We start from the raw sequence: 16,564 nt of genomic DNA on the forward strand, positions 1-16,564 counted from the left end.
GTTGAGACGCAGACCCCGGGGGCGGGGTCATTCGGACTGTGCCGTTTTTGCGGTGCCGTCTATTCGGACAGCGCCCTGGCCAGGCGCTCGTGGGCGTCGGTGATTTCCCGCGGCAGCCGATCGAACTGGGCCAGGTGCTCCGACCTGAACGCGATCTCCCGCCGCCACCGGTCGCGGTCGATGGTCAGGACGCGATGGAGATCGTCCGCGTCGATCTCCAGGCCGGTGAGGTCCAGCTCCTCCGCCGTGGGCAGGACGCCGACCGGGGTCGGGTTGCCCTCCACTTCGCCGGCCTTCCACTGCATGAGCCACAGCAGAGCCCGGAGGTTCTCGCGGTAGCCGGGCCACAGGAAGCGGCCGTCCCCCGGATCGCGCTGGAACCAGTTCACGTGGGCGAAGGCGGGCTTCTCCGACAGCGACCCGATGACGTCGAGCCAGTGGCGGGCGTAGTCGCCCTCGCCGTAGGACATGAACGGGCGCATGGACATGGGGTCGTACCGGAGCTTGCCGTCCAGGCCCTCGGCGGCGAAGGTCGCCTCGGCGCCGAGCGTCAGGCCGTCGTACACGCCCTCGACGTAGTCGGGCAGCGCGCGGACCAGGGGCTCGCGGTCCCGGGTGCGTCCGCCGAAGATGATCGCGTCGATGATCACGCCCTCGGGGTTGGCGTACTCCTCCGCGAGATTGGGGAGGTTCGCCAGCTGCGTGGTGAACCGGGAGTTCGGGTGGGCCCACGGGGCTCCCTTGTCCTCTTCGGCGCGCTCGGCGATCGGCTCGCCCTTCCAGTCGAGCCATCCGTCGAGGTCCGCGGGCGGCTCCGGGGTGAGGCCCTCCCACCACACGTCCCCGGTCTTTTCGTTGTAGGCGACGTTGGTGAAGATGGTGCCGGTGCCCGGGGCGATCGATTCCAGCGCGGTCGGGTTCGAATCGCGGTTGGTGTCCTTGGCGATGCCGAAGGCCCCGTACTCGGGGTTCATGCCGCGCAGCCGCCCGTCCCCGTCGCGCCACATCCAGGTGATGTCGTCGCCGTAAAACTCGACGTGGTAGCGGTCTCCTAGCCCGTCCGGGGCCAGGGTCATGGCCAGGTTGGTCTTGCCCGACGCCGACGGGAACCCGCCGGCGACGTGGTACTTCTTCCCCGTCTCGCGGTCGGTGATGCCCAGCAGCAGGAATTGGTCGGCCAGGAAGCCGTTCTTCCAGCCGTCGGACGAGGCCAGGCGCAGGCCGTGGGCGATCTTGCCCAGCAGCGCGTTTCCGCCGTAGGCCGAACCGAAGTGGAGGATCATCCGCCGGTCGGGGATCGTCGCGAACAGGCGCAGGTCCTCATCCGTGCCCTGGCCGAGGTTCGGCAGGTCGCCGACGACGTGCACGCCGCGGACGAAATTGTCGGGATCCTCCAGGTTCGCCACATGCTCCAGGCCGACGCGGGCCATGCGGATCATCTGCAGCACCACGTTGCGGTCGTCGGTGAGCTCCACGCCCGCCGCGAACTGCTCGAGCGGGGCCCCGGGCGCCGCCATCAGGTAGGGCACCACGTACATGGTCTTGCCCTTCGAGGCGCCGCGCATCCGCTCGGTGATGGTCGCGATGACCTCCGAGCTCGGCTTCCAGTTGTTGTAGGCGCCCGCGTCGGAGGGGTCGGCCGTCGCCACGACCGTGCGTTCCTCGGTGCGGGCCGTGTCCTTCACGTAGGAGCGCGAGTAGTACCGGCCTTCGCCGGCGGGCAGGAGGGTCCCGTCCGCCAGCGCCTCCCCGATCAGCCGCCCGTCGTCCTCGGGGCCGATGAGCTCGATCCGGTCCGGGTCGGTGATCGCCGCCCACTCTTCCACGAATTCGCGTATCGGAGCGCTCGTGATGCTCTCGGGGATGGCGGAAGGGCGGGTCGTCGTCATTGGGGATTCCTTTCAACCGGTGGCCGCAGGTGCCCGGGTGGATCGGGCGGCGCGTTCGCCCCGAGCGTATCCCAATGTACGTTGCTACGTAATGTGATGTTCGTTATTGCCTCGGTGGAGGCTCATGGTCCGCAACCCGAGCCGCATGTTCCGCAACCGACGGCCGGCCGGCGTCACACCCGCGCTTCCGCGACCTCAACGGCGGGGGCGGCGGGGTTCTTCGGCACCAGCGCGAAGAGGATCATGCCCGCGATCAGCACCAGGGCGATGCCGCCGATGCCCGCCCGGTCGGTGCCGAAGACGGCCACCAGCGCGGCGAACGCGGCCGGCGCCATCCAGCTCACCGCGCGGCCGGTGGTGACGTAGAGGCCGAACATCTGGCCCTCGCGGCCCTCCGGCGCGATGCGCGCCAGGAAAGAGCGCGCCGCCGACTGCGCCGGGCCGACGAACAGGCACAGCGTCAGGCCCAGCGGCCAGAACCACCCGGGGCCGTCGACGAAGAGCAGGGCGACGGACGTGACCACCATCAGGCCCAGCGACCACAGGATGACCGGGCGCGGCCCGATGAAATCATCCAGGAAGCCGGCGCCGAGTGCGCCGAGCGCCGAGACGACGTTGGCGGCGATGCCGAACAGCAGGACGTCGGCGGGGGACAGCCCGTAGACGGTCACGGCCAGGATCGCCCCGAAGGTGAACACGCCGGCCAGGCCGTCGCGGAACACGGCCTGCGCGACCAGGAACTTGATGGACCGCGGATCCTCCCGCCACAACTGCTTCAGTTCGCCGAACAGCCGCTTGTACGACTCGCCGTAGCTGCCGTCGATGTCCCGGTCGGGCGCGATCTCGGGCACTCGGAAGAACGTCGGCAGCGCGAACACCAGGAACCACGCGGCGGCGACCAGCGCGACCACGCGGACGTTCATGCCGTCGGCCGTCGACAAGCCGAACGCCCCGCCCTCGCCGGCGATGAACCCGACGTAGCAGAGCAGGAGCAGGAAGATGCCCCCGAAGTACCCCGCCGACCAGCCGATGCCGGACACCCTGCCGACGTTGTCCGGGGTGGACACCTGCCGGAGCATGGCGAAGTAGGAGACCTCCGCGAACTCGAAGGCGACGGCGCCGACCGCCATGATCGCGATGCCCGGCCAGAACCAGGCGGGCTCGTTGCGGATGAAGAACAGCGACGCCATCAGCGCGATGACCACGAGCGTCCACATCGTCATCGACCACCGCCGCTTGCCCTTCGCATCGGCGCGGCGGCCCTGGACGGGGGCGACGACGGCGATGATGACGCCCGCCGCGGCCATCGCCCAGCCGTACCACGACGACGCCGGGATCGGCCCGCCGATGTCCGCGCCCACCGATTCGGTGAGGTAGACGGAGTAGATGAACGTCACCATGACCGCGTTGAACGCGGCCGACCCCCAGTCCCACGACGCCCATGCGGCGACGGTGGCGCGGTCCGTGCGAAAGCTGCTCATGTTCCCCAGGCTAATTACCCGGGGCGGAAAGGGGCGGGGGTTTCGCCCGCGCTACCCCAGGCGGCCGCGGCCCATGCGCAGCAGCGCGGTGGCGATGGCCGGGCCCTCCGGGCCTAGGGCGTCGCGGAACTCGTTGATGATCTGCACCTCGCGGGTGTGCACCAGGCGCGTGCCGCCGGACCCCATGCGGGTCTTGCCCACGGCCTTGCTCACCTCGGTGCGGCGCTGGATCGCGTCGATGATCAGCTTGTCCAGGCGGTTGATTTCCTCGCGGTATTTCTCGATCTCGGACGAGCTCAGGGGGTCGTCCGTGCCGGTGGGCGTGCGGACGTCGAAGGCGGCGATGAGGTCGTCGTTCATGCGTTCCATTCTGCCAAATGGGCGATCCGGGGGCTGGGCTAGGCTTGGCCCATCATGGTTGATTCGCTCGGTTTTGCCGCCCCGTCCCCCGATCCCGCCGCCCCCGCGACCGCCGATTCCCGCGATGCGTTCGGCTCGCGCGACGACCTTCTGGAGGGGCTCAACCCCCAGCAGCGGGCCGCGGTGCTGCACGAGGGGCGGCCGCTGCTCATCGTCGCCGGCGCCGGGTCGGGCAAGACGGCGGTGCTCACGCGGCGCATCGCGCACCTCATCGGGGCGCGGGGGGTGCACCCCGGGCAGATCCTGGCCATCACCTTCACCAACAAGGCGGCGGCGGAGATGCGCGAGCGCGTCGCGGCGCTGGTGGGGCCGGCGGCGCAGCGGATGTGGGTGGCCACCTTCCACTCCACGTGCGTGCGCATCCTGCGCATGCAGCACGCACTCGTGCCGGGGCTGAACTCGAACTTCTCCATCTACGACGCCGACGATTCGCGCCGACTGCTGTCGATGATCGCCCGCGACATGGACCTGGACGTGAAGAAGTTCACCGGCCGCGTCCTGTCGAACCGGATCTCCAACCTCAAGAACGAGCTGATCGGGCCCGAGCAGGCGGCGTCGGAAGCCGAGGTCACCCGCAATCCCTTCGACGAGGTCGTGGCGCGGGTGTACCGCGAGTACCAGGTGCGGCTGCGGGCGGCGAACGCGCTGGACTTCGACGACCTGATCGGCGAGACGGTGCGCATCTTCCGCGAGCACCCGGAGGTCGCCGAGTACTACCGCCGCCGTTTCCGCCACGTGCTGGTCGACGAGTACCAGGACACCAACCACGCGCAGTACGCGCTGGTCTCGGCGCTGGTGGGCAAGCCGGGCGGTGAGGTCCCGCCGAGCGAGCTGTGCGTCGTGGGCGATTCGGACCAGTCGATCTACGCGTTCCGCGGGGCGACGATCCGCAACATCGAGGAGTTCGAGGAGGACTACCCGGAGGCCGAGTCGATCCTGCTGGAGCAGAACTACAGGTCCACGCAGACGATCCTGTCGGCGGCCAACGCCCTCATCGCGCGCAACGAGAACCGGCGCGAGAAGAAACTGTGGACAGACCTGGGCGAGGGCGAGCGGATCAAGGGCTACGTCGCCGACAACGAGCATGACGAGGCCCGGTTCATCGCCAACGAGATCGACGACCTCGTCGACCGGGGCGAGGCGACCTACTCGGACGTGGCGGTGTTCTACCGCACGAACAACTCCTCCCGCCCGCTGGAAGACGTGTTCATCCGCATGGGCGTGCCGTACACCGTCGTCGGCGGCACGCGGTTCTACGAGCGCCGCGAGGTCCGCGACGTGGTTGCGTACCTGCGGGTGATCGCGAATCCGGACGACGACGTCTCGATGCGGCGCATCATCAACACCCCGCGCCGCGGCATCGGCGACAAGGCCCAGTCCCACGTCGCGCTGCACGCGGAGGACACCGGCACGTCCTTCGGGGCGGCGCTGCGCGCGACGGGCCGCGGCGAGGTCGCCATGGTCGCGGCGCGGTCGCGCAACGCGATGAAGGCTTTCGCGGAGCTTCTCGACGGCATCGCGGCGGACATGTCCACCGGGGACCTGGGGGACATCGGCGACGTGGTCGAGGCGATCCTCGACCGCACCGGCTACCGCGCGGAACTGGAGAGGTCGTCGGACCCGCAGGACGCCACGCGCCTGGACAACCTCAACGAGCTCGTGTCGGTCGCCCGCGAGTTTTCGGCGGAGGCCGCCCTGCGGGAGGGCGTGGAGGAAGCCGGCGACGGCATGGACGACGGCCAGCCGGAGCCCGGCAGCCTGCAGGCCTTCCTCGAGCGGGTGTCGCTGGTCGCCGACGCCGACCAGATCCCGGACGACGATCGCGGGGTGGTGACGCTGATGACGCTGCACACCGCCAAGGGCCTGGAGTTCCCCGTCGTGTTCGTCACGGGCTGGGAGGATGGGCAGTTCCCGCACCTGCGGGCGATGGGCGACCCCAAGGAACTGGCGGAGGAGCGCCGCCTGGCCTACGTCGGCCTGACCCGCGCCCGCAAGCGCCTGTACGTATCGCGGGCGCAGACGAGGTCGTCGTGGGGCGCGCCGCAGAACAACCCGCCGTCGCGTTTCCTCGGGGAGATCCCCGACGAGCTGGTCGAGTGGCTGCGCGAGGAACCGGCGACGTCGTGGGGCGGGGGAGCGGCGTTCGGCCGCGGCTCCGGCTCCGGGTTCGGGGCGTCGTCGCGCTCGGGCTTCGGCCGCTCCGCCGCGGCCCCGGCGTCGTCGGCCGGCCGCAAGAAGAACACCCAGCTCCAACTTGCCGCGGGCGACAGGGTCGTCCACGACAAGTACGGGCTGGGCACGGTGATGGCGGTCGACGGGGTCGGGCCCCGGGCGACGGCCACCATCGACTTCGGTTCGGCCGGCAAGGTCCGCCTGATGCTGATCGGCGGCCTGCCGATGGAGAAGCTCTAGGTGTTGTGTCCCGGTAGGTTGCGGCGGTGGGCGGCTACCGCTTCGCCGTGATCCAGCAGGTGATCACCGCGTCCTGGACGAGCGTGCCCTTGGAGTCCACGAGCTCGATGCGGACGTCGAGGTTGCGGCCCCCGGACTCCGGAGTGATCTCGGTGAAGTCCGGCAGGTCGGCGGTGGCGGTGGCCGTCAGGCCGCCCTTGGAGATCTTCAGGTAGTTCGTGGTCATGGCCTTGGGCACCCAGCGGTGGGACGCCGGCACGGACGCCTCGCAGAGCATGCCCATGGCGAACTCGGCCAGGTTGCAGGCGGCGATGGCGTGGAAGGTGCCGATGTGGTTCTGCACGCCCCACCACTTCGGGGCCGTCGCCACGGCGCGGCCGGGCTCCATGGAGCGCAGGTGGGGGACGGAGGTGCGGAAGTACGGCGCCCGCAGGGAAACGCCCGCGGAGAAGATGCGCGAGCCCAGCACCGGGATGCGCGACGCCTTCTGCCACATGCCCAGCGTCGCGGTGGGCTTGCCCGCCGCGGGGCGGGTGGCGGGGAGATTCGCTTCGTTCATTCCGCCAGCGTAAGCCCGGCGATGGTGCGCACGGGCGGAAATCACGGGATCCGCCGCATCCGGGCCGTCGCAAAGCGAAAGGCCGGTCCCGCGCGATGCGGGACCGGCCGGAAAGCCGGGGAGTGCGGGTTACGCGGAGATGCCGCCGGTGACGACGTCCAGGCCGCGCTGCAGGAACCACGACACGGGGTCGACCGGGGTGACGCCGTCGGGGTGAATCTCGAAGTGCAGGTGGGTGCCCGTGGAGAAGCCGCGGTTGCCCATGCCGCCGATGACCTGGCCGGCGGAGACGCGCTCGCCGACGGCGACGCCGAGGGTCTCGAGGTGGCCGTAGACCGACACCGCGCCGTCGTCGTGGAGGACGCGGATCCACTGGCCGAAGCCCTGCGCCGGGCCGGAGTCGATGACGGTGCCGTCCATGATGGACATGATCGGGGTGTTGGTGACGTTGGCGATGTCGATGCCGTTGTGCATGGTGCCCCAGCGCGGGCCGAAGCCGGAGGTCAGGGCGCCGAGGGCGGGCACGGACAGCTGCGGGGCGCGCGCGGCGCGGTCCGCGGCGGCGCGGATGTCGTTGTACTCCAGCGCCGTGGCCAGGTGGGTGCCCAGGTCGGAGGCCGGACGGAAGTCGCGGACCGACAGCACCATCGGGGTGGAGGACATCTGCGCCTGGGCGCCGTCCTGGGCGACGAGGTCCTTGCCGTCGTCCTTGGAATCGGCGGCGGCCGCGGTGGCGGCGGCGCCGGAGACGGAGACGGCGGAGGAGGTCAGCGCGACCATCGCGATGCGGCTCTTCATGGACTTGCCCGGCTTGCGATGGGCTCCGCCCTTGCGTCGCGTCGTAGTCTGCGTCACGTCCACTCCCTTAAAACGATGTGATGTTCCGGTTACCTTGGGGCCTCTGTCCTGCCCTCGAGGCCGCAAAACGTAACCATGTCGTTATGCAGCGCGTGTAACGATAACGAAACGAAAACCCGCGGGCAAGCAGTTTTCCCTGATTGCCGGGGATTTGTGACCTGTCCCTCTCATTTCCGGCGCCGTGAGTGGGTTACCGGGCTTCATTTGTCACATGTGTCTCCCCAGTAACGCTGGTCAGCGTGTTCTTATCGTTATCCGGCGGGAAATTCACCCCCGCTACCCCCGTCGTAACGCGGGCGAGGCCCTTTCCGCCGCCCCGCCGCGCCGCACGAGCCCGATCCGCGCATCGCGATAGTCTCGTCGCAGATGTCTCGGGTGGGCCGAGACGAACGATTCGCCCACGGAGGAAAGGCACGGCATCGAAGTGAGTGACGCCAATCCGCGCAAGCGCACCCCGGGCCGGGGCACCCGGCGCACCGGGCCGTCGTCCCGCCGCTCGCGGGGCCGGTCCCCGCGCCGGGAAGCCGCGCGCCCCGCCGAGATCTCGTCGGTGCCCGCGCCCGCGCAGGAGACGGCGGAGCCCGACGCTCCCGCCGGCGGCACGCCGCGCCCGGCGGCCGCCACCGCCCGGGCGGCGCGGCTCCGCAGGTTCGCCTTCGCCGCGGCGGGCGTGCATGGCGTGGCGCTGCTGCTGATCATCTCGGTCGCGGTCGTCGGCGTGACGGTCGCCGGCGGCGGTTTCACCCCGCTGCCCGCGACCATCGCGTCGCTGTGGATGCTCCTGAACCTCGGGCCGTTCGGGTACGGAGGCACGGACCTGGGCCTGGTGCCCGCGCTGCCCGCGATGGCGTATTTCGCCGCCGTCGCCTGGCGCATCCGCCGCGAGGTGTCCGGTCCGGTGAGCATCCGGGACGTGCGCACCATGGCTGCGGTGTTCCTTGGCTCGCCCCTGGTGCTGACCGTCGTCGCCTGGCTGATGCTGTGGGACGCCTCCGGGGTGCTGCGCATCGACGCCCCCTTCTTCCCGGCCGCGATCGGCTCGACGCTGGCCATCCACGCCGCCGCGCTCGTCGCGGGCATGGGACCGCGCCTGACGCGGGCTCTGCTGCGCCGCCGGGCGCTTCCGGAGTGGCCGCTGGCGTCGCTGCGCCTTGCCTCCTCCTACGTGGGCGCGCTGTGGGCGGTGGGCGCGGTGGCGACGGTCGTGTCGCTGCTGTGGCACCTCGGGGCGGTCCGCGAGACCCTCGCGATCGCCGATGGGGGCGGCGGGCTCGCCGGATTGCTGCTGCTGTCGCTGGCGTACCTGCCGAACGTCGCCTTCGCCGCGGCGGGCGTCCTCGTCGGCGCCCCCGCCAACGTCGGCGCGGCGGAGGCCGGGCTGTTCGCGGTGTCGCCGGGGACCTTGCCGCCGTTGCCGGCGCTGGCGGCGATGCCGCAGTCGCATCTGACCCCGGCGTTCGGGCTGCTGCTGGCGGTGCCGGTGGGCGTCGCGGTGTGGTGCGTGCACCGGCACCTGCGCAGGGAGGAGTCGGACCGCCCCTACGTCGAGGTCGTGCTCGCCGCCGTCATCGCGGGCGCGCTGGTCGCGGTGCTGGCGCTGTTGTTGGGCGGTGAACTGGGGCAGTACGGCTGGTCGGGCGCGAATTGGTGGCTGGCCGGGGTCCTGGCGTCGGTGTGGCTCGCGGTGCCGGGCGCGGTCGTCGCGGTGATGGTCGCGGGCCTGCCGAGGCCCGCCGCGCTCGGCATGCCGGAGCAGGAGCTTGACGACGCCCCCGAGCCCGCGCAGCAGCCCGAGCCGGAAGAGGAGCCCGCGGAAGAATCTGGTGCGGAGGAAGCCGAGTCGGAAGAAGCTGGGGCGGAGGAATCAGGGGCGGAGGAAGACGCCGCGGACGAGGCTGAGGCGGAAGAATCCGAGAAGGGGGAGTCCGCGGAGGCGGAGTCCGACGAGGCTGCGGAGCCGGCATCGGACGACGAGCCCGAATTGACTGAGGCGCAAGATCCGACTGGCCCGATCGACTCCGCCCCCGAACCCCGGCCCGACCCCGGCGAAGACGCACCGGCGGAGGACTCCGCTCCGCGTTCCTGACCGGGGGAGGGAATCGGGGCGGTTCCCGCGGGTGGGTAGACTGTTCAGCCGTGACCGAATCCCACAGCGCCCAGCCCGAAGACGCTGCGGTGCCCTTGACCATCGTCGTGCTGGCCTCCGGCACGGGTTCGCTGCTGCAGTCGATGCTCGATGCCCTCGACCCGGCGCGCGTCCGCGTCGCCGCCGTCGGCTCCGACAAGGACTGCGAGGCGCTGAAGAGGGCGGAGGCGGCGGGCATCCCGTCGTTCCTGGTGCCCTTCGACGCCGCCGCCCGCGCCGACCGTGCGGCGTGGGACGCCGAACTGCTGGCCGCGGTGCGCGAGCATCGCCCGGATTTCGTGGTGTCGGCGGGGTTCATGCGGATTCTGGGGCAGGGGTTCATCGATTCCTTCCCCGACCGGATCGTCAACACGCATCCCGCCCTGCTGCCGTCGTTCCCCGGCGCGCACGCGGTGCCGGATGCGCTGGCGCACGGGGTGAAGGTCACTGGAACGACGGTGCACATCGTCGACGCGGGCGTGGACACGGGGCCGATCCTGGCGCAGGAGCCGGTCGCCGTCGAGGACGGCGATTCCGTGGAAACGCTGCACGAACGCATCAAGATCGTCGAGCGTCGGCTGTTGGTCGACGTTCTCCACACCATCTCGGAACGCGGCATCACGCGGGACGGACGAAAGGCGAAGTTTTCATGACCCAGGATCACGGCAGCATGGACCGCAAGCCCATCAAGCGCGCTCTCATCAGCGTCTACGACAAGACCGGGTTGGAGGATCTCGCCCGCGCCCTCCACGACGGCGGCGTGCAGATCGTGTCCACCGGCTCCACCGCGTCCCGCATCGCCGACGCCGGCGTCCCGGTGACCCCGGTCGAGGAGCTCACCGGGTTCCCGGAGTGCCTCGAGGGCCGCGTGAAGACGCTCCACCCGCGCGTCCACGCCGGCATCCTCGCCGACACCCGCAAGGACGACCACCTGTCGCAGCTGTCCGACCTCGGCGTCGAGCCGTTCCAGCTGGTCGTGGTGAACCTGTACCCCTTCACCGAGACCGTCGCCTCGGGCGCCGGCTTCGACGACTGCGTCGAGCAGATCGACATCGGCGGCCCGTCGATGGTCCGCGCGGCGGCGAAGAACCACCCGTCCGTCGCCGTGGTCGTCGACCCGGCGAAGTACGGCGAGGTCGCCGAGGCCGTGGCCGGCGGCGGCTTCACCCGCGCCGAGCGCACCGAGCTGGCCGTCGACGCCTTCCGCCACACCGCGTCCTACGACGTCGCGGTGGCTTCCTGGATGGGTTCCCGCCTCGACGAAGATGCCGACGCCGACACCGCCTTCCCAGAGTGGTTCGGCCACACCTACGAGCGCTCCGCCACCCTGCGCTACGGCGAGAACCCGCACCAGGCCGCGGCGCTGTACGTCGATCCGGCCGCGCCGGAGGGCCTCGCCCAGGCGGAGCAGTTCCACGGCAAGGAGATGAGCTACAACAACTACACCGACTCCGATGCCGCGTGGCGCGCCGCGTGGGATCACGAGCGCCCGTGCGTGGCCATCATCAAGCACGCCAACCCCTGCGGCATCGCCGTGTCCGACGAGTCGATCGCCAAGGCCCACCTGGCCGCCCACGCGTGCGACCCGGTGTCGGCCTTCGGCGGCGTCATCGCCGTCAACCGCGAGGTCTCCGTCGAGATGGCGAAGCAGGTCGCCGAGATCTTCACCGAGGTCATCGTCGCCCCGGGCTACGAGGACGGCGCGGTGGAGGTGCTGAGCCAGAAGAAGAACATCCGCATCCTGCGGGCCCCGGCGCCGCAGGGCTCGGCCACCGAGTACCGCCAGGTTTCCGGCGGCATGCTGCTGCAGGAGCGCGACGCGCTGCAGGCCGACGGCGACGTCGCCGCGAACTGGACGCTCGCCGCCGGCGAGGCCGCCGACGAGGAGACCCTCGCCGACCTGGTCTTCGCCTGGAACGCGGTGCGCGCGGTGAAGTCCAACGCGATCCTGCTGGCCAAGGACGGCGCCACCGTCGGCGTGGGCATGGGCCAGGTCAACCGCGTCGACGCCGCGAAGCTCGCCGTCGAGCGCGCGAATTCGCTGGCCGGCGACGACGAGCGCGCCCGTGGCGCGGTCGCCGCCTCCGACGCGTTCTTCCCCTTCGCCGACGGCTTCGAGATGCTGGCCCGGGCCGGCGTGCGCGCCGTCGTCCAGCCGGGCGGCTCCATCCGCGACGCCGAGGTCATCGAGGCCGCCGAGAAGGCGGGCGTGACCATGTACCTGACGGGGGCGCGCCACTTCGCGCACTGAGTTCCGGCCAAGTTACTGATTATTCACCCGACGCGGCTCCGGGCATTTAGTATGTAAGGCATGTCACGTCGAGCCGAACTCAGGGAGCGGCGGCACGCGGAGATCATCGCCGCCGCCGCCGCGATGATCGCCGACCGCGGATTCCATGTCACCAGGCTCGAAGACGTCGGGCAGGTCGTGGGGATCTCCGGGCCCGGCCTGTACCGCTACGTCTCCGGCAAGGACGACATGCTCGCCCAGATCCTGGTCGACATCTCGGTTCGGCTCGTCGACGGCGCCCGCGCGGTGATGGAGCGTTCACGCACCGAGGACTGGGCCCCCGACCGCACGCTGCGGGAGCTGCTGGGCTTCCACGTCGAGTTCGCGGTCACCGAGCCCGACCGCATCCGCGTGCAGGAGCGCGAGATCGGCAACCTCGCGCCGCAGCAGCGGGAGAAGGTCCGTTCGCTGCAGCGGATGTACATCTCCATGTGGGTCGATGCCCTGCGCGGCTCCTTCCCGGACCTGACCGAGGAGGAGGCCCGAGTCCGCGTCCAGCTGGCGGCCGGCCTGATCAACTCGTCGCGCCACGTGGTCCGCTGGGCCGGCGCCGACGCGGTGCGCCGCGCGGCCATGGACATGGCCTTCCGCGCCATGGACCTGCCCAGCGACGGGGACCCCGACATCGGCGACATCAGCGACATCGCCCGCGCCGCCCTGGGCGGGCACCCCCGCAGCACCGGGGAAATTCCGGAAAACGGCGATTCCGGAGCGTCGTAAAGCAATATTCTTCGCCCCATGAACATTCTGATCATCGGGGCCGGACCGTCGGGGCTGGCCACCGCCGCGGAGCTGAAGAAGGCCGGGCTCGACTACGACCACGTCGAACGGCACGACGGCGTCGGCGGCCTGTGGGACATCGACAACCCGACGACCCCCATGTACGAATCGGCGCACCTGATCTCGTCGAAGCGCCTGTCCTGCCTGCCCGGGCGGCCCTTCCGCGACGACGTCGCCGACTACCCGCCGCGCACCGAAGTCGTGCGCTATCTGCGCGATTTCGCGTCCGACGAGGGTCTGACCGACCGCATCCGCTTCGGCGTCGAGGTCACCTCGGTCACGCCGGCGGGGGAGGGCGGCGGCTTCGACGTCACCATGCGCCCCTTCGGCGGCGACGGGGAGCCCGAGACGAAGCGCTACGCGAACGTCATCTGCGCGTCCGGCACGCTGTCCACCCCGAACCTCCCCGACATCCCCGGCGAATTCGCCGGCGAGTACCGCCATTCGGCCACGTACCGCGGCATCGATGAGCTGCGCGGCAAGCGGGTCCTGGTCATCGGCGCCGGCAACTCCGGCTGCGACATCGCGTGCGACGCCGCCCAGGCCGCCGAGTCGGCGGAGCTGAGCATGCGCCGCGGGTACTGGTTCATTCCCAAGCACGTCTTCGGCCGCCCGTCCGACGAATGGACCGTGACCGGGCCGCAGCTGCCCGCGCGGATCATGCAGGCCGTGGCGCAGACGTACCTGCGGCTCCACTTCGGCGACCTGCGCAAGCTGGGGCTGCCGAAGCCCGACCACCGCATCTTCGAGACCCACCCCCTGCTCAACGACCAGCTGATCCACCACCTGCGGCACGGGGACATCTCGGTGCGCGGGGACGTGTCGCGTTTCGACGGCCACGACGTGGTCTTCGCCGACGGTTCCCGCGGCAGCTACGACCTCGTGCTGGCGTGCACCGGGTTCCACCACTCGGTGCCCTACGCCGCCGACCTGTTCGGCGGTCCCCGCGCCAACGCCATGGAGCAGCTGTACCTCGGCTTCGCGCACCCGGAGCACCCCGGGCTGTGGGCGCCGGGCCTCATCGAGCTGAACTCGGGGGCGTTCGGAGCGATCGGGCAGCAGGCGCGGCTCATCGCCGCGGTGCTTTCCGACGAGGCGAAGGCCGCCGAATTCGCCCGTCGCGTCCGGGACAACGACGTCGACCTCAGCGGCGGCCTGAACATGGACGGCTCGGAGCGCCACCGCGGGTACGCCGACTCGCACGCGCTCCACGCCGCGCTGGCCGACGAGCTCGAGGCGCTGGGCCTCGACGCCCGCCGGGAACTGCTCGGCGGGCTCGCCGGCTAGGGGCGGCGGCCCCTGCGGTGCCGGGTCGGGGGCAGCGGGATATCCGAGCCCTCGGCCAGCACCGGATGCTCCTGCAGCGCCGGCTGCTCGAAGCTGACCCACTTCACGCCCGCGGAGTCGTGGCAGCCCTTCGGCAGCGGATCCGAGTAGAGCTCCTCGAACATGTCCTTCATCTCCGAGTGGACGTGCTTGCGGCGCAGCTTCAGGCTCGGCGTGAGCTCGTCGGCCTCGACGGTGAGCTCGCGGTCGAGGATGCGGAAGCGCTTGACCTGCTCCCACGAGTTGAGGCCCTCGTTGAGGCGGCCGAGCGACGCCTGCACCAGCGCCACGACCCGCGGGTCGCGCGTCATCTCGGCGAAGGTCGCCGGGGCGCCGCCGTTGCGTTCGCACCAATCGCGGGTGGCCTTTTCCTCGAGCACGACCATGCCGACCATGAACTTCTTGCCCTCGCCGTAGGTCACCAGCTCCATGGCGAGGGGGCACAGGCCCTTGAATTCCGACTCGATCGCCGCCGGCGCGATGTACTTGCCGTTGGAGGACTTGTACAGGGACTTCTTGCGGTCCGTGATGTAGACGAAGCCGCGGTCGTCCTTGCGGGCGATGTCGCCGGTGCGCAGGAAGCCGTCGCCGGGCAGCGACTCGGCGGTCGCGTCCTCCCGGTTGTGGTAGCCGTTCATGTTCCACGGGCTCTTCAGCAGCAGCTCGCCGTCCTCGGCGATCCTGTCCTCCACGCCGGGGAACGGCCAGCCGATGGTGCCGATGCGGTAGGCCTCCAGCCGCGTGATGTGGGTGATGCAGCCCTCGGTGAGGCCGAACCCTTCGGCGATGGGCATGCCGACCGACAGGTACCACTTGGTGATGTCCTGGTTGATCGGCGCCGAGCCGGAGATGAACATGCGCACGTTCCCGCCGAGGGCCGCCCGGATCTTCGACAGCACGACCTTGTCGGCGATGCCCAGGCGGAATTTCAGCCACCCCGGCACCTCCTTGCCGGCCAGCCGCAGCTCGGTGGCCTCCATGGCCAGCCGCATGCTGACCTTGCCCAGCTTGGCCTTGACTCCGTTGCCCTCGAACTGGGCGTGGATGGCGGAGTAGGCCTTCTCGAAGATGCGGGGCGCGCCGCCCATGACGGTCGGCTTGATCTCCTGGAGGTTCTCCACGATCTTGTCGATGCGCCCGTCGATGGCGGTGGTGATGCCCGTGTTGATGGACACGTACAGCAGGAACCGCCCCATCAGGTGCGCGAGCGGCAGCCACAGGAAGTGGACGTCGGTTTCGTAGATGTTCGGCGTCGACGTCACGGCGGCGACGTTGTTCATCCACGCGCCGTGGGTGATGATCGCGCCCTTCGGCTTGCCCGTGGTGCCGGACGTGTACTGGAAGGTGGCGATGGTGTCGGGGGTGATGCCGTCGATGGCGCGCCGGACCACGTGGGGCTCGTGGTCGAGCAGCTCGCGGCCCTGCGCCATCAGGTCGGACAGCGGCGACACCCAGTCGAGGATGTCCTCGGCGGTGAGCCCGCCCGGGGCGTTGACGGCCTGCGTCTGCGCGGACCAGCCCGGGTCGATGACGTAGACGTGCTCGACGTTCGGGATCGCATCGCGGATGTCCAGCAGCTTGGCCACCTGCCCGCCGTCTTCGGCGATGACCATGCGCGAGCCGGAGTCGTTGATGATGAACTCGATGTCGCCGGGCACCGACGTCGGGTAGATGGCCACGGAGTTGACGCCGATGGACATCAGCGCCATGTCCGAGTTGACCCAGTGCATGCCGGTGCCGGAGATGAGCGCGGCGGCGTCGCCTTTGGCCAGGCCCGCGGCGAGGAGCCCCGCCGACTGTTCCTCGACGATGCGCCGGAACCCTTCCCAGGTGACGGAGGTCCATTCGTCGTCGGCGTCGCGGAACCGCCAGGCGGTGCGATCCGGGGTGGCGGCCGCGCGGCGCAGGACCATCGCGCCGACGCTGGGGGCCGGGTTGTCCAGGACCTCGCGGTCGATGGGTTCGTCGGCGGGCGTGGCGTACCCGTCGATCGACCATCCGGTGCCGGCGCCGGACCGCGCCTTCGGCAGGCCGATGGTGCTGACGGGCGGGGGGCTGAGGTCGTTCTGCGGGTTGTTCATCGTTCACCTTTCTCGGATGTTTTCGGTGGTGGGAGTGCCTCCCCGTCACTTTTGAGTGACGTGAATCACGTTGGTGTCAATCGTATGCACGCGCGTTGTTTCCGTGGGGAAGATTTTTCGCATTGTGTCCGGGTCGTGTCCTTTCGCCCCGCGTTTTTCCCGGGGCCGGCGGGGCTACCCCCGTAGCCGGGGGTGGGGGCCGATACCCCCATTCCGTTAATCGCGATTAACGGAAAAATGGCACATTGGCGCTGGTTGCCGCATCGCAACGGTGTTCCAGGTCACATGCGGGCCGGTGATCGCCCCGCTTTCCGGTGATTTTCGCCATAGTTTCGGTTGGCAA

General features: G+C 70.3%; 12 protein-coding genes. 6 read left to right on the forward strand and 6 right to left on the reverse strand.

Annotated elements, in window-relative coordinates; all coding sequences use genetic code 11:
- Positions 1-59: 59 nt before the first annotated feature.
- The 3 genes from CHAN_RS02530 to CHAN_RS02540 all read right to left on the reverse strand — a co-directional run bounded on the left by CHAN_RS02530 (position 60) and on the right by CHAN_RS02540 (position 3,730).
- Positions 60-1,889, reverse strand: a complete 1,830-nt coding sequence (locus CHAN_RS02530; RefSeq protein WP_290291385.1) for a phosphoenolpyruvate carboxykinase (GTP) — start codon at positions 1,887-1,889, stop codon at positions 60-62.
- 173 nt (positions 1,890-2,062) lie between these two features.
- A complete protein-coding gene (locus CHAN_RS02535; RefSeq protein ID WP_290291388.1) occupies positions 2,063-3,370 on the reverse strand; it encodes an MFS transporter in 1,308 nt (435 codons plus the stop codon).
- A gap of 51 nt (positions 3,371-3,421) precedes the next feature.
- Complete coding sequence (locus CHAN_RS02540) at positions 3,422-3,730, reverse strand: chorismate mutase (RefSeq protein ID WP_082144304.1); 309 nt, start codon at positions 3,728-3,730, stop codon at positions 3,422-3,424.
- Positions 3,731-3,784: 54 nt separating this feature from the next.
- Between CHAN_RS02540 and pcrA the strand changes: the two genes are divergently transcribed.
- Complete coding sequence (pcrA, locus tag CHAN_RS02545) at positions 3,785-6,202, forward strand: DNA helicase PcrA (protein WP_290291393.1); 2,418 nt, start codon at positions 3,785-3,787, stop codon at positions 6,200-6,202.
- 34 nt (positions 6,203-6,236) lie between these two features.
- Here the strand turns inward: pcrA and CHAN_RS02550 are convergent, their stop codons facing one another.
- The gene (locus tag CHAN_RS02550) at positions 6,237-6,761 is read right to left on the reverse strand and encodes a hotdog fold domain-containing protein (RefSeq protein ID WP_241485358.1); all 525 of its coding nucleotides are present in this window, start codon (positions 6,759-6,761) and stop codon (positions 6,237-6,239) included.
- A gap of 129 nt (positions 6,762-6,890) precedes the next feature.
- Positions 6,891-7,616: a M23 family metallopeptidase gene (locus tag CHAN_RS02555; protein WP_241485357.1), complete on the reverse strand. Its 726-nt coding sequence runs from the start codon at positions 7,614-7,616 to the stop codon at positions 6,891-6,893.
- A 427-nt stretch (positions 7,617-8,043) separates the two neighbouring features.
- On the opposite strand from CHAN_RS02555, the gene CHAN_RS02560 reads away from it, so the two are divergent.
- From CHAN_RS02560 to CHAN_RS02580, 5 genes are read left to right on the forward strand one after another with little or no spacing between them, the layout of a single operon-like run.
- Positions 8,044-9,705, forward strand: coding sequence for a cell division protein PerM (locus CHAN_RS02560; protein ID WP_290291403.1), 1,662 nt, complete (start codon positions 8,044-8,046; stop codon positions 9,703-9,705).
- A gap of 50 nt (positions 9,706-9,755) precedes the next feature.
- Positions 9,756-10,397 carry a phosphoribosylglycinamide formyltransferase gene (gene purN, locus CHAN_RS02565; RefSeq protein ID WP_275042081.1) on the forward strand — a complete coding sequence of 214 codons (642 nt, stop codon included), beginning with the start codon at positions 9,756-9,758 and terminating at the stop codon, positions 10,395-10,397.
- Positions 10,394-11,995, forward strand: coding sequence for a bifunctional phosphoribosylaminoimidazolecarboxamide formyltransferase/IMP cyclohydrolase (purH, locus tag CHAN_RS02570; RefSeq protein ID WP_290291407.1), 1,602 nt, complete (start codon positions 10,394-10,396; stop codon positions 11,993-11,995). The genes purN and purH overlap by 4 nt, the downstream gene beginning before the upstream one ends.
- A gap of 60 nt (positions 11,996-12,055) precedes the next feature.
- Positions 12,056-12,754 (forward strand): TetR/AcrR family transcriptional regulator, encoded by a 699-nt coding sequence (locus tag CHAN_RS02575; RefSeq protein ID WP_290291408.1) that lies wholly within the window; start codon positions 12,056-12,058, stop codon positions 12,752-12,754.
- Between the two features lie 18 nt (positions 12,755-12,772).
- Positions 12,773-14,101, forward strand: a complete 1,329-nt coding sequence (locus tag CHAN_RS02580; protein WP_290291410.1) for a flavin-containing monooxygenase — start codon at positions 12,773-12,775, stop codon at positions 14,099-14,101.
- Here the strand turns inward: CHAN_RS02580 and CHAN_RS02585 are convergent.
- Positions 14,098-16,221 (reverse strand): AMP-dependent synthetase/ligase, encoded by a 2,124-nt coding sequence (locus tag CHAN_RS02585; protein WP_290291413.1) that lies wholly within the window; start codon positions 16,219-16,221, stop codon positions 14,098-14,100. The genes CHAN_RS02580 and CHAN_RS02585 overlap by 4 nt on opposite strands.
- Between the last annotated feature and the right edge of the window lie 343 nt (positions 16,222-16,564).

The sequence above is a fragment of the Corynebacterium hansenii genome (assembly GCF_030408795.1).
In the GTDB taxonomy this organism is placed as follows: domain Bacteria; phylum Actinomycetota; class Actinomycetes; order Mycobacteriales; family Mycobacteriaceae; genus Corynebacterium; species Corynebacterium hansenii.

Bases quoted from the DNA above. Each gene is read 5' to 3' on its own strand.
- CHAN_RS02530 (WP_290291385.1), bottom strand. From the start codon at position 1,889: ATGACGACGACCCGCCCTTCCGCCATCCCCGAGAGCATCACGAGCGCT.
- CHAN_RS02535 (WP_290291388.1), bottom strand. From the start codon at position 3,370: ATGAGCAGCTTTCGCACGGACCGCGCCACCGTCGCCGCATGGGCGTCG.
- CHAN_RS02540 (WP_082144304.1), bottom strand. From the start codon at position 3,730: ATGAACGACGACCTCATCGCCGCCTTCGACGTCCGCACGCCCACCGGC.
- pcrA (WP_290291393.1), top strand. From the start codon at position 3,785: ATGGTTGATTCGCTCGGTTTTGCCGCCCCGTCCCCCGATCCCGCCGCC.
- CHAN_RS02550 (WP_241485358.1), bottom strand. From the start codon at position 6,761: ATGAACGAAGCGAATCTCCCCGCCACCCGCCCCGCGGCGGGCAAGCCC.
- purH (WP_290291407.1), top strand. From the start codon at position 10,394: ATGACCCAGGATCACGGCAGCATGGACCGCAAGCCCATCAAGCGCGCT.
- CHAN_RS02575 (WP_290291408.1), top strand. From the start codon at position 12,056: ATGTCACGTCGAGCCGAACTCAGGGAGCGGCGGCACGCGGAGATCATC.
- CHAN_RS02580 (WP_290291410.1), top strand. From the start codon at position 12,773: ATGAACATTCTGATCATCGGGGCCGGACCGTCGGGGCTGGCCACCGCC.
- CHAN_RS02585 (WP_290291413.1), bottom strand. From the start codon at position 16,221: ATGAACAACCCGCAGAACGACCTCAGCCCCCCGCCCGTCAGCACCATC.